The 13,272-nt window shown below is 43.6% G+C and carries 11 protein-coding genes; 6 read left to right on the top strand and 5 right to left on the bottom strand.

Translation table 11 applies throughout. The features are described 5' to 3' along the window. Position 1: 1 nt before the first annotated feature. Complete coding sequence (locus KI742_RS10230) at positions 2-463, top strand: NfeD family protein (protein ID WP_005382058.1); 462 nt, start codon at positions 2-4, stop codon at positions 461-463. A gap of 840 nt (positions 464-1,303) precedes the next feature. Here KI742_RS10230 and KI742_RS10225 read toward each other — a convergent pair. The 3 genes from KI742_RS10225 to zipA form a co-directional block, all read right to left on the bottom strand. Next, the gene (locus KI742_RS10225; RefSeq protein ID WP_005382055.1) at positions 1,304-2,713 is read right to left on the bottom strand and encodes a hypothetical protein; all 1,410 of its coding nucleotides are present in this window, start codon (positions 2,711-2,713) and stop codon (positions 1,304-1,306) included. Between the two features lie 509 nt (positions 2,714-3,222). Beyond that, complete coding sequence (gene ligA, locus KI742_RS10220; protein WP_285385232.1) at positions 3,223-5,235, bottom strand: NAD-dependent DNA ligase LigA; 2,013 nt, start codon at positions 5,233-5,235, stop codon at positions 3,223-3,225. A gap of 90 nt (positions 5,236-5,325) precedes the next feature. Further along, positions 5,326-6,282 (bottom strand): cell division protein ZipA, encoded by a 957-nt coding sequence (gene zipA, locus KI742_RS10215; protein WP_005382051.1) that lies wholly within the window; start codon positions 6,280-6,282, stop codon positions 5,326-5,328. A gap of 251 nt (positions 6,283-6,533) precedes the next feature. Here zipA and cysZ point away from each other — a divergent pair, with 251 nt between their 5' ends. The 5 genes from cysZ (at position 6,534) to crr (ending at position 11,464) form a co-directional block, all read left to right on the top strand. Further along, positions 6,534-7,277: a sulfate transporter CysZ gene (cysZ, locus tag KI742_RS10210; protein WP_025998633.1), complete on the top strand. Its 744-nt coding sequence runs from the start codon at positions 6,534-6,536 to the stop codon at positions 7,275-7,277. A 164-nt stretch (positions 7,278-7,441) separates the two neighbouring features. Next, positions 7,442-8,410 (top strand): cysteine synthase A, encoded by a 969-nt coding sequence (gene cysK, locus KI742_RS10205; protein ID WP_005382045.1) that lies wholly within the window; start codon positions 7,442-7,444, stop codon positions 8,408-8,410. A 300-nt stretch (positions 8,411-8,710) separates the two neighbouring features. Further along, positions 8,711-8,968: an HPr family phosphocarrier protein gene (locus KI742_RS10200; RefSeq protein ID WP_005382043.1), complete on the top strand. Its 258-nt coding sequence runs from the start codon at positions 8,711-8,713 to the stop codon at positions 8,966-8,968. A gap of 140 nt (positions 8,969-9,108) precedes the next feature. Beyond that, positions 9,109-10,833 carry a phosphoenolpyruvate-protein phosphotransferase PtsI gene (gene ptsI / locus KI742_RS10195; protein WP_005389298.1) on the top strand — a complete coding sequence of 575 codons (1,725 nt, stop codon included), beginning with the start codon at positions 9,109-9,111 and terminating at the stop codon, positions 10,831-10,833. 121 nt (positions 10,834-10,954) lie between these two features. Further along, complete coding sequence (crr, locus tag KI742_RS10190) at positions 10,955-11,464, top strand: PTS glucose transporter subunit IIA (RefSeq protein ID WP_005382041.1); 510 nt, start codon at positions 10,955-10,957, stop codon at positions 11,462-11,464. Positions 11,465-11,560: 96 nt separating this feature from the next. On the opposite strand, the gene KI742_RS10185 is transcribed toward crr, so the two are convergent. Continuing rightward, positions 11,561-12,685, bottom strand: a complete 1,125-nt coding sequence (locus tag KI742_RS10185; RefSeq protein ID WP_285385234.1) for a flagellin — start codon at positions 12,683-12,685, stop codon at positions 11,561-11,563. A 116-nt stretch (positions 12,686-12,801) separates the two neighbouring features. After that, positions 12,802-13,272: flagellin (locus tag KI742_RS10180; protein WP_285385236.1), on the bottom strand; the 471-nt coding region annotated here is incomplete at its 5' end.

Below are 13,272 nucleotides of genomic sequence, written 5' to 3'. Positions count from 1 at the left end.
TATGGACTTTTTTAGTTTGTTGGAAGGTATCTCTTTCTGGCATTGGCTAGCGTTTGGCTTTGCTCTTTTAGCAGTTGAGCTACTTGGTACCGCTGGGTATTTTCTCTGGCTCGGGATGTCTGCACTTATCGTTGGAGCAATCATGACCGTTTTGCCAATGAGCTGGCAATTGCAATGGCTTTGCTTTGCAAGCTTCAGCTTAATCACCACCTGGCTTTGGTGGCGACGACAATGGTCTAAAGACAAGCAAGAAGACCAAGAAAGAGATCTGAACCAAAAGTACAAGCAGTTAATTGGGCGTACTCTTATCCTTGAAGAAGACTTTTCCGTCGGACTCAATCGCATCAAGGTAGCCGATACCACATGGTCCGCACAATCGGATCAAGCACTTCCAGCCGGTACCCGCGTAAGAATCACCGATGTTGAAGGTATTATTTTAATCATTGAGCCTGATTCTAATTAATTTATGCCAAAGTAATGGGGCAAATCATGCTCCATTACTTTAATCTAAACAACTGCTTTCATTTCATTACCTTAATTAAAATCGAGAAAAAAATAAGTATTAGTAATATTATTAATACCCTACCTCCCATTTCCTATTATTTAATTATTCAACACACGACAATCAATAAGATAGAAATATATCTAGGTAAATTATCGATCTAAATTTATCTTAAAAAATAAAACTTTATTGAATTATTTTTTGATCTTTTTATCCTCGGATACATACTTAACGCATAAGCATTTAAGTTGAGTGCTTTTTATTTGGTAAGTAAGAGGATGTACTATGAATAAGCTTCTCTTTTTGATGTTGTGCGGTATTTTTTCTTTTTCTTCCTTTGCCTACAACAACGGAAACGGCGGTACAACTAATTTGGGACCTATAGTCGAATGTAAGATGCCAAGTGGCGACGTTACGAATATTCCAAGTGAAATGTGTCGATTTAGAGGTGGGGAATGGGAATAGTAAAGAAGTAAGAGATTAGTTTGATATAAGAGCCCTTTTCAACCTTACCTTTCTGCGTAGTCACGGTTTATACAAGTACGTAGATATTTAAAGTTTATATTGAGGTGATGATTATGAGATTTTTATCTGGTCTATTAGTAATATCTTTTGCCATAATTCCGTTAACCACTCATGCTAATGGTGCATCCGGTGGTCGTACGTTAGGCCCAGAGATAAAGTGTGAGTTGCCAAACGGTAATGTACATATGTTGCCACCGTTATATTGCAAAATATACGACGGCCGAGAAGTGAAATAGAAAAGGAGCCTAGCGGCTCCTTTTATTATTTCACTAAGTATTAGTGGAAGCTGTAAGGGATAAGAACTTGTAGACGTAAGTCTGTTTCATCCGCATCGCCAGCACCTGCGTACTCATCACGTTCTAGGATTGTACCGTGTAAACGAATGGTAGAACCTTTAAGCGCGCCACTTTGTAGTGAGTAAGATACTGTTGCGTTAACTGCGTATTCGCTTTCGTAATCCCAGTCACCTGATGCTCCGCTTGCTGCAGAGTCAGCGCCAGTACCGTAACCAAAGCCTAGGTAGTAGTTCCAGCCGTTACCTTGGTTGTAAGATAGACGGTTGTACCATGCTAGCTCACCCGCTTTGTTCCAGTCAGATAGCGCGTCCCACCACTGAGACCAAGTACCATTGTTCATACCATATGTATGAATAGTACGAGGAACGAAGTCCGCACGGTTATCTGTGTCTGTGTAGCGCAACTCAGACATCCAAGCTAGCTTACCGAAAGATTGATTCAAAGATAGACCAGTGTGGAAACCTAGACCATCGTATTTCACATCATCGTCAACACCGTAGAAATCAAATGCTAGAGTTGTACGGTCACTAACAGTGTACTTCAAGTAAGCCTTGTAAGAAGTGTTGTCAGTTTCGTTGTGGTAGCTAGTCACTTGACCTGCCCCCCAGTCAACACCATTTGCATATTGAACGCCAGTTGCTTGGCCTAGGCCAAGTTGCATAAACAGGCTGTCAGTTAGGTTACCATTTAGACCTAGAGAGTGTAGGTAGCTCCATGACGTGTCAGACCAAAGCGCTGGTGCGTAATCATCTTCGTGAAGCAGCCAAGGTGCTGTAAATTGGTCTGCGCCAAAGTAGCTTAGGTTGAAATCACCAAGTTTAGCGTTCAGTTCGAAACCACGGTAAGTACCAGGTACAAAGCTCCAAACATTACCGATTGTACCGTTACCACCAGCCTGTAACATACCGAAACGAGCATTAAAGTTTTCGTTTGCTTTGAATTTCAGCGCTGCTTTGTAAACTTTAAGCTGCTGACCATCACCTGCACCCCAGTCTAGGTTGTTACAAGTTGAGATTTCGTTACATAGGTAGCCTTCGTTTGAATTGTAAAGACTATCGTTGTAAAGATCGCCAGAGTAGTAAGCCGCAACATCTGCGCCCACCCAACCATCGTGGTAGCCAGAAGTGAAGTCTAAAATTGCGTTGTAAGAAGAGTAGTTTAGACGACTCCAACGGTCACCATTTTCACCGCCGGGCTTACCTGTTGTACGAGTTCGTGAACGAGTATCAACTATGAATAATGCATTCAGACTTGAGTCTTGCATAAATTCGTTCACTTTCTCTACGTACTCGCCACCTGCTGCACTTTCAGTAGACGCTGTAGCTGGAGCGACAGCAACAACACCAAACATTGCTGCGGTTAACGCTGAAACCTTAAAAAATTTGTCCATGGAAAAACTCCTAAAAATGGATATAGCTGTATTTTTCTATCTCACCTTTAGTTGGCCGCCGAAGGAGAGAAGTAAATTCCTGATCAAACCTCATTATTTCTAATTTGGCTTTTTTAGTTCCTGCATACACACCGTGTATCCACGTGATTAAGACTAACTTCGCAGCTAAAAACATCCAAATGGAACTTATTTTTTTTCTAAAAAAATATGAGCCACTCCAAAGTTCCATATAACTTATTGATCCAGATCTTATTTTTAACAACATCAACACAAGACAATAAATTATTATTTAAAATCAAACACTTAAATTGAACTTAAAAGTATCAACTTGAAGTCACTCGCAGACTAAAAAAGTCAAAAAAACCAATAACCCAAGGTTCGATCTTGATCACTGAAAAGAACAAAGGCATCAATTACTCAATAAAAAAACACTTAATTATGAACAAGAAAAAGCCCCGCATGCTTACCATACGGGGCTTTTAGTTATTTTTTAGCTTTTTTGAGAAGACTTAATTCATCAGTTCGAGTAAGTCTTGTTCTGTTTTAATTTCGATACCCAGTTCTTGTGCCTTTGCGAGCTTCGAACCTGCATTTTCACCAGCAAACAAAATATCGGTTTTCTTAGAAACACTACCCGTCACTTTAGCCCCCAGTGCTTGGAGGACTTCTTTGGCTTCTGTACGCCCCAGTTGAGAAAGTGTTCCCGTTAATACTACTGTTTTACCTTCTAATGGTAATTCCCCCACCTGCTCAGTAGTAGTAATCTCTGGCCAATGAATTCCTTGTTCAAGCAAATCTTTAACCACCGCTTGGTTCTGTTCTTCACTAAAGAAAGTCGTAATATGTTGAGCAACCACAGCACCGATGTCTTGCACTTCAATCAACTGCTCTTCGGTAGCATTTTGGATCGCTCCCAACGTTTTAAAGTGCATTGCTAAGTTTGCTGCGGTTGCCTCGCCAACTTCACGGATCCCCAGTGAATACAAAAACCGAGGTAAAGTTGTTTCTTTGGATTTTTCTAACGCATTCACAATATTCTGCGCAGACTTTGGCCCCATGCGATCTAGTACGGTTAAAATCCCCGCAGATAACTTAAATAAGTCAGCAGGAGTTTTCACCATCTCACGATCAACAAGCTGCTCGATCACTTTATCGCCTAAACCGTCAACGTCTAACGCTTTACGAGAAACAAAGTGTTTTAGCGCTTGTTTGCGTTGGGCTTGGCAAACTAAGCCCCCCATACAACGTGTTACCGCTTCTCCTTCGATCCGCTCAACATGCGAACCACAAACAGGACACTGAGTTGGGAAAACAATATCTCGAGCTGTTTCTGGTCGACGCTCTTTGATGACAGATACGACTTGCGGAATAACATCGCCAGCACGGCGGATCACAACGTGATCACCAATCTTGACCTGCAGACGTTCTATCTCATCTGCGTTATGAAGCGTCGCATTACTTACCGTTACCCCGCCAACAAATACAGGCTCTAGTTTAGCAACAGGTGTAATCGCACCAGTGCGACCGACTTGGAACTCCACTTCATTCAGTGTCGTCATTTCTTCCTGTGCTGGGAACTTGTAGGCAATCGCCCAACGTGGAGCGCGAGCAACAAACCCCAGACGCTCTTGCACGGCAATATCGTCAATTTTAATAACGACACCATCGATCTCATAAGGGAGGGCATCACGACGCTGCAATATATCTTGGTAGTAAGCTTTTACATCCGCCAAGCTTTCAACTCGCTTAGTTTCCGGGCACATTGGCAGTCCCCAAGATTTGATTTGCAAAAAGCGTTCGTAATGACTTGCTGCCAATTCTGCGCCTTGCACCACGCCTACACTGTATGCATAGAAGCTAAGCGGACGAGAAGCCGTAATACGTGAATCCAATTGTCGTAAGCTACCTGCCGCAGCGTTACGTGGATTAACAAAGATTTTCTCGCCTTTCTTCCTTGCTAATTCATTGAGCTTTTCAAACCCAGCTTTCGGCATAAAGACTTCACCACGAACTTCAAGACGATTTGGCCAGTCATTACCTCTGAGTTTTAAAGGAATGGCTTTAATCGTACGCACATTCTCTGTGATGTTTTCACCCGTAGTACCATCGCCTCGAGTGGCCGCCTGAACTAACACGCCATTCTCATATAACAAACTTACGGCGAGTCCATCCAATTTAGGCTCACAACAGTATTCTTTCACACTCTGGCTGCCCACGCGCTCTTGTGCGCGCTTGTGGAAACTATCAAGTTCACTATCATCAAACGCGTTATCAAGCGAAAGCATCGGTACTTCATGTGTCACTTGGCTAAACGCAGAGAGAGGTTGTCCACCGACACGTTGGCTTGGCGAGTCTACGGTTATTAAGTCAGGGTTCTCAGCTTCAATATCCAGTAACTCTCGCATTAAACGGTCGTACTCGGCATCAGGGATCTCTGGGTTATCTTCCACGTAGTAACGCACAGCGTGGTAATGCAACGACTCTTTTAGTTCTTCTAGTCGCTGAAGTACTGATTCAGACATAGTAAAGCCCCGTGTATTTTCAATCGGTGAGGTTGGGAAATCCAAGAAAAAGGGCTCCATCCGGAGCCCTATTATTATTTGCTGTTAAGATTATGCGTTAGCGGCATTAAACTCAACTATTTGACGTCGATAAGATGCTAAACGATCTGGCGTCATTAAGTTGCGCTGGTCATCAAGTACGTTACCACCTAAGTCATCAGCAATTTGCTGCGCAGTTCGGAGCATTAAGTTGAAGTTCTGTTCAGCCTCGCCATAACAAGGCAATGTCATGAAGAATGAAATACCCTTCGTTGTAAACTCAGCAGGATCAGCATGCTCAAACGTACCAGGGTGCATCATATTAGCGACGCTAAACAGCACTTTGCCGTTACCGGACAAGTCAACATGACGATGGAAAATATCCATCTCGCCATAAATTAGACCGTTTTGTTGCATACTTTCAAATAAAGCAGTACCAACAAATGGCTCTTCACCCGCACAGTGCACATTCAATACAATCACTTGCATTTCAGGTTCTGGCTTTGGCTCTTCCTTAGGCTCTGCAACGACAGGCTCACTAACCGTTTCGACTTGCTGTTCTTTCTCCGTAATATCAAACGCGGCGGGAATAGCGTCTTCTTCCACAGCGGGCTGGAATGGCTCTTCAGCTACTGTTGCTTGAACAACAGGCTCAACGTCCTCTTCTTTATCTTTTTCTGCAACAAATGAAGGGATGTCATCCGGCTCCTGCTGCGTCTGTTTGACTTCAGATGGACCACCGAATAACGGGTCAGATTCAAACTTGTTGTCGAAAGAGCTCGCCATCCCAAAATCTGGTTCTTTGCGATCTTTGCGAATGATCTCAAAGTCATCTTCAGGAGCGGGAGCGAAGTCTCGTTCTTTCTCAACAAGATCATTTTTGTCTTCTTGGTTAACATCCAGCTTACCAAGTGGCTTGTTACCAAACTTTGCTTTGCCTTCTTTTTTACTGCTCCATAAACCATGAAACAGTAATGCCGCGATGGCTAATGCGCCAACAACAATGAGTACGAATCGCAATTCCTGCATTATTTACTCTCAATATACTTGTTTTTACTACTCGCAGTTCCTTGAGCAGCAACCCAAGTGCAATAAATCTGAATGATACGTTTACTTTACCAAAACTATATGTAGATTTAGAACAACTTAATGCAAGAAGTTCCGTTTTTTGTTGTGATTCTTGCCACGATTCCACTTAACAAGACGTCATTTGTCAGGGCATTGAAAGAAAAGTCCTCACAGGTACAATGAGTTTTCATTTACACGAAGCCAAAATAGACATGAAGCAAAACAATCAGCAGAGAACCGGGTTCGGTTATTTTCTATACGGGATACAATTGGCACTTGCCCCTAAAATCAGGCGCTTTGTCATCTTACCTCTACTTGCAAATATCTTGCTTGTAGGTGGTGCCATCTTCTATCTATTTTCAAACCTTAATATATGGATAGAAGGCTGGATTGGGCAGCTGCCTGAGTTTTTATCCTGGTTAACTTACATTCTTTGGCCTTTACTCGCTCTGACGATACTCGCTACCTTCTCCTATTTTTTCAGCACGCTCGCGAACTTTATCGCCGCGCCATTCAATGGCCTCTTGGCTGAAAAAGTGGAAGAGTACTTAACGGGACAAAAAGTAAATGATGATGGTTTCACTGCCGTCCTGAAAGATGTTCCTCGCGTTTTAGCTCGTGAGTGGAGAAAGCTCCTTTACATTTTACCTAAAGCAATAGGCCTATTCCTGTTATTGCTCATCCCTGCCCTTGGACAAACAGTAGGCCCATTTTTATGGTTTATCTTTACCGCCTGGATGCTCGCGATTCAATATTGTGACTACCCGTTTGATAACCATAAAATCCCATTTAACGACATGCGTTACAAATTGAAACAAAAGCAAGGTAAGGCCTATGGCTTTGGGGTATTGGTGTCTGTGTTTACGACGATCCCAATTTTGAACCTCATTGTCATGCCTGTAGCAATATGTGGTGCAACCGCTATGTGGGTCGCGGAGTTTAAGCACCAACGATAGTCGATTAGAGATTAAGGAAAGGGATCAGCGCCAGCTTTTCCCTTTTCTTTTATCAAGTTCTGGGCCAACCTAATAAGATATAACTTTTTAATCCTTTTCCCTTTTTTTCATACCGCATATTCTTCTATCCATATTCACACAACGTGTAATGAAGGAACATCACTATGAGCAAAATCTACGAAGATAACTCTCTTACTATTGGTAATACACCTCTCGTTCGTCTAAACAAAGTAAGTAAAGGCAAAGTTCTCGCGAAAATTGAAGCGCGTAACCCTAGCTTCAGTGTTAAGTGCCGTATCGGTGCAAACATGATTTGGGAAGCAGAGAAAGCGGGGCTTCTTAAGCCAGGTGTAGAGCTTGTAGAACCTACCAGTGGTAACACAGGTGTTGCTCTAGCATTCGTAGCGGCTGCTCGCGGTTACAAGCTAACATTGACCATGCCTGAATCAATGAGCCTAGAACGCCGTAAGCTACTAAAAGCACTAGGCGCGAACCTTGAGCTGACTGAAGCGGCGAAAGGCATGAAAGGGGCGATTGCTAAAGCAGAAGAAATCGTAGCAAGCAACCCTGAGAAGTACCTACTTCTTCAACAATTTGACAACCCAGCGAACCCAGAAATCCACGAAAAGACTACGGGCCCTGAGATTTGGGAAGCGACAGACGGTGAAATCGACGTATTCGTTGCTGGTGTTGGTACGGGCGGTACTATCACAGGTACAAGCCGTTACATCAAAGGTGAAAAAGGCAAAGCCATCACTTCTGTTGCAGTTGAGCCAGCAGAGTCTCCGGTTATTGCACAAGCACTTGCTGGCGAAGAAATCCAACCTGCCCCACACAAAATTCAAGGTATCGGTGCTGGTTTCATCCCTGGTAACCTCGATTTAGACATTATTGACCGTGTTGAGCAAGTTACCTCAGAAGAAGCGATTGAGATGGCTCGTCGCCTAATGGAAGAGGAAGGTATCCTAGCTGGTATCTCATCTGGCGCAGCGGTTGTTGCAGCGAACCGACTTGCGGAACTACCTGAATTTGAAGGAAAAACAATTGTAACTGTCTTGCCAAGTTCCGGTGAGCGTTACCTAAGTACAGCACTCTTTGCAGGTATCTTTACCGAAAAAGAGAACCAACAATAATATGTGTTCAAATCAATTTTTAGTTTAAAAAAGCCCCGTTTAGGGGCTTTTTTGTTGATCCCTGCCCTACCTTTGGTAATATCAGGGTGTTTTATTTCTAGCTTCAAAATAAAGAAGCAGAACACAAAAAGGTTTCAAAGTGATTACGCACGCAAACAGTTGCGTAGTTACCAAACTTTTGACTAGTATCAGAACTGACGCGCTTTGAACTCTTCCCGTGCTAGCGCACAAGATGTAAAGCAGTTAAGCTAAAATCTGGTCACAAACTAACAAAAAAATACATTTATTGGGGTATATCACATGTACGAGAAGCAAGTAGAAATCACAGCAGAAAACGGCCTTCACACTCGTCCAGCTGCACAGTTTGTTAAAGAAGCAAAAGCATTCGACGCAGACATCACTGTGACTTCTAACGGTAAAAGCGCTAGCGCTAAGAGCCTGTTCAAACTACAAACACTAGGCCTAGTAAAAGGTACTCAAGTTACTATTTCTGCTGAAGGCCCACAAGCTCAGCAAGCAGTTGACCACCTAGTTGCTCTAATGGACCAACTACACTAATCCGGTCTCCTACTCCAGAAGCCATTTTGTGAAAGCAAAATGGCTTCGTTGGAAATAGGCTCAAAACTAAGCTAAAACTATTCGTTAGCGCACCCATTATTCTCCCGTTTTATAAAGTTGACCAAACTTAAGGTAAGGCTATGATTTCAGGCATCCTAGCATCTCCTGGTATTGCAATCGGTAAAGCACTACTACTTCAAGAAGATGAAATTGTCCTAAACACAAACACTATTTCTGACGATCAAGTAGAAGCTGAAGTTCAGCGTTTCTTTGACGCTCGTAACAAATCTGCAGCTCAGCTAGAAACTATCAAGCAAAAAGCGCTTGAAACGTTTGGCGAAGAAAAAGAAGCGATCTTTGAAGGTCACATCATGCTTCTTGAAGACGAAGAGCTAGAAGAGGAAATCCTAGCACTTATCAAAAACGACAAGATGACTGCTGATCACGCTATCCACTCAGTGATCGAAGAGCAAGCATGTGCTCTTGAGTCTCTAGATGACGAATACTTAAAAGAGCGTGCAACTGACATCCGCGATATCGGTTCTCGTTTTGTTAAGAACGCACTAGGCATCAACATTGTTTCGCTTAGCGATATCAACGAAGAAGTAATTCTTGTTGCTTACGACCTAACGCCATCTGAAACTGCACAAATCAACCTAGACTACGTGCTTGGTTTTGCTTGTGATATCGGCGGTCGTACATCTCACACTTCAATCATGGCTCGCTCACTTGAGCTTCCAGCTATCGTTGGTACTAACGACATCACGAAGAAAGTTAAGAATGGCGACATGCTGATTCTTGACGCAATGAACAACAAGATTGTTGTTAACCCATCAGAAGCTGAGCTAGAAGAAGCGAAAGCGGTTAAAGCAGCATTCCTAGCTGAAAAAGAAGAGCTAGCGAAACTGAAAGACCTACACGCAGAAACGACTGACGGTCACCGTGTAGAAGTTTGCGGTAACATCGGTACAGTGAAAGACTGTGACGGTATCCTTCGTAACGGCGGTGAAGGTGTTGGTCTGTACCGTACTGAATTCCTATTTATGGACCGTACTGCGCTACCAACTGAAGAAGAACAGTACCAAGCGTACAAAGAAGTTGCGGAAGCAATGAACGGTCAAGCTGTGATCATCCGTACTATGGATATCGGCGGCGATAAAGATCTCCCATACATGGATCTTCCAAAAGAGATGAACCCATTCCTAGGTTGGCGTGCTGTACGTATCAGTCTAGATCGTCGTGAAATCCTTCGTGATCAGCTACGTGGCATCCTACGTGCTTCTGCACACGGCAAACTGCGTATCATGTTCCCAATGATCATCTCTGTCGAAGAAATCCGTGAGCTTAAGAAAGCGATCGAAGAGTACAAAGAAGAGCTACGCGCTGAAGGCCACGCGTTCGACGAAAACATCGAAATCGGTGTTATGGTTGAAACTCCTGCTGCTGCTGCGATCGCACACCACTTAGCGAAGGAAGTGTCTTTCTTCTCTATCGGTACAAACGACCTAACTCAGTACACGCTAGCGGTTGACCGTGGTAACGAGATGATTTCTCACCTATACAACCCACTATCACCAGCTGTACTTACAGTGATCAAGCAAGTTATCGACGCTTCTCACGCAGAAGGTAAATGGACTGGTATGTGTGGTGAACTTGCAGGTGACGAGCGTGCAACACTTCTACTTCTAGGTATGGGTCTGGACGAGTTCTCAATGAGCGGCATTTCAATCCCTAAAGTGAAGAAAGTAGTTCGTAACTCTAACTTCGCAGAAGTGAAAGCAATGGCTGAAGAAGCCCTTTCTCTACCGACAGCAGAAGAAATCGAAGCCGTGGTAGAAAAGTTTATTGCTGAGAAAGCTCAGTAATCGGTAGTACCAAGTAATTCAATACTTAATGGCCATTAGACGGCGAAAAAAGTCGTCTAATGAGCTATATTGGTATACTATAATTCGACAGAATAAAACCAAACCTTAGGAGCATGACACAATGGGTCTGTTTGACAAACTTAAGAAGCTTGTATCTGATGACAGCGCTGACGCTGGTGCTATCGAAATCATCGCGCCACTTTCTGGTGAGATTGTAAACATCGAAGACGTGCCAGATGTTGTTTTCGCTGAGAAAATCGTTGGTGACGGTATTGCTATCAAGCCAGCAGGCAACAAAATGGTAGCTCCTGTAAACGGTACTATCGGTAAGATCTTCGAAACTAACCACGCGTTCTCTATCGAGTCTGACGACGGTGTTGAGCTTTTCGTTCACTTCGGTATCGACACAGTTGAACTAAAAGGCGAAGGCTTCACGCGTATCGCTGAAGAAGGTCAAACTGTTAAAGCTGGCGACACTGTAATTGAATTCGATCTAGCTCTTCTAGAAGAGAAAGCGAAGTCAACGCTAACTCCAGTTGTTATCTCTAACATGGACGAAATCAAAGAGCTAAACAAGCTTTCTGGTTCTGTAACTGTTGGTGAAACTCCAGTTCTACGTGTAACTAAGTAATTTTTACTTAATCGAACACGAAAAAACGCTGCCATTGGCAGCGTTTTTTATTACCTGAAATTTTGTTTCTAATCGACTTACATCAATGAAATCCGCTCAGCTAAGTAATCCAAGTGCCGAACTCGGCCTTTGCTTTGCCTGAGCCAATAATGCTGTTGTCGCATCTTGGAGCACTTGAGAACGCACCATTTCCGTAGATTCTCTTGCGAAGTCTGTATCTCTTATTCGACTCTTGGACTCTGTAACACTCCGATTCACAGTATTTAAGTTATCCATCGAGCCGTTTACACGGTTCTGAAAGCTGCCAATTTCACTTCGGTGCGAATCAACGTACTTAATTGCTGCATCAATCACCCCAACTGAAAGCTGAGCCTTACCTGCCGTCGACATATCAATGTCATCCATTGTGACTAATTGACCAGCGCTCACATCAAGCACATCCGCTAAACTCCCATCGAGAAGCACACCCTCTGGCGCATTCATCGTAGAAGCGAAGAATTGCAGTTCGTTGTTTTCCGTTACTGAAGCATTCACTATCGATTGTTGAGCATTGATGTAAGTGGCGACCTGTTCTATACGGTCACCCAATTTGAGTCCAATGGATTCCGTTTGGGTTTGCCCTTTACTGTCTTGGTATTCGACTTTTAGGGTTTGGTTATCTTTAGTGACTCGCCAATCTTTATCGACCGCATCACCAACATAATGCTGCCCTCCCATCTCTGGGATATGGCTACGCATGTTACGTAACGTCAAAGAGATTGAATTAGCGTTCGCGCCAATATGGAAACTTTGTGAACCGTAAGATCCATCAAACAGGTTTTTATCCGCAAATGTTGTCGTGATCGCGACACGATCAAGCTCATCTTGCAGCGCTACGACCTCATATTGAATACTTTGCCGATCACTTGAGTCATAACTGCCGTTTGCTGCTTGAAGCCCCAGAGAGCGTAAGCGTTGCAATATGTCACTGCTTTCGTGCAATGCTCCCTCCGCTGTTTGAGCAACAGAAAAAGCGTCGTGCGCATTTCTTAAGGCGACATCAAGCCCTCTCGTTTGTACATGGAGAGTATTCGATATCTGTAAACCTGCCGCATCATCGCTCGCCGAGTTGATTCGAAACCCCGAAGTTAGGTTGCGTTGTGACTCAACATTTTGCGCAGCTGCTTGACTCAGGTGTCTCTGCGCCACCATCGCAGAAACATTGGAATTTAAAGAGATCATCTAATCGATATGAATGCCTTATCGAACATAATGTCAGGACACATCTGAATCGTTATAGCCAATAAGCAAAAAGCCAGGGATGAGCCTGGCTTTGGTTTCTTGCTTTGTTAAATTGATTAACCTAGCAGACTTAGCGCTGAGTTAGGCGCTTGTTTCGCTTGCGCAAGGATTGAGCTTGACGCTTGCGATAGAATTTGTGATTTGGTCATTGCCGTCGTTTCTTTCGCGAAATCTGTATCTTTGATACGGCTCTTCGACGCGTTCACATTCTCGTTAATGTTGTCCAAGTTGCTGATTGCATGGTTGAAACGGTTCTGGAATGCACCCAGCTCTGCGCGGTGGCTGTCTACGTATTTCAGTGCCGCATCGATGATAGCAACAGATTCTTGTGCGCCACCAACTGAGGTTACGTCGATAGTATCTACCGTTACTTTTTTACCTTCGCCCAAACCTAGTTCACCAGATAGACCGCCTGAAAACTCGACCTCGCCCTCAACTTTGTTGTTGCCAGCGAAGATTTGCAGTTTACCGTCTTGGTCTACAGAGGCTTTCACTAGGTCAGTTTGGCCGTTAATGTAAGTCGCAAG

Origin of the sequence: Vibrio sp. D417a (genome assembly GCF_030248595.1) — a bacterium.
Lineage (GTDB): Bacteria > Pseudomonadota > Gammaproteobacteria > Enterobacterales > Vibrionaceae > Vibrio > Vibrio alginolyticus.
Note: the sequence above shows the minus strand (reverse complement) of the source record. Positions and strands in the feature narration are given on the sequence as shown.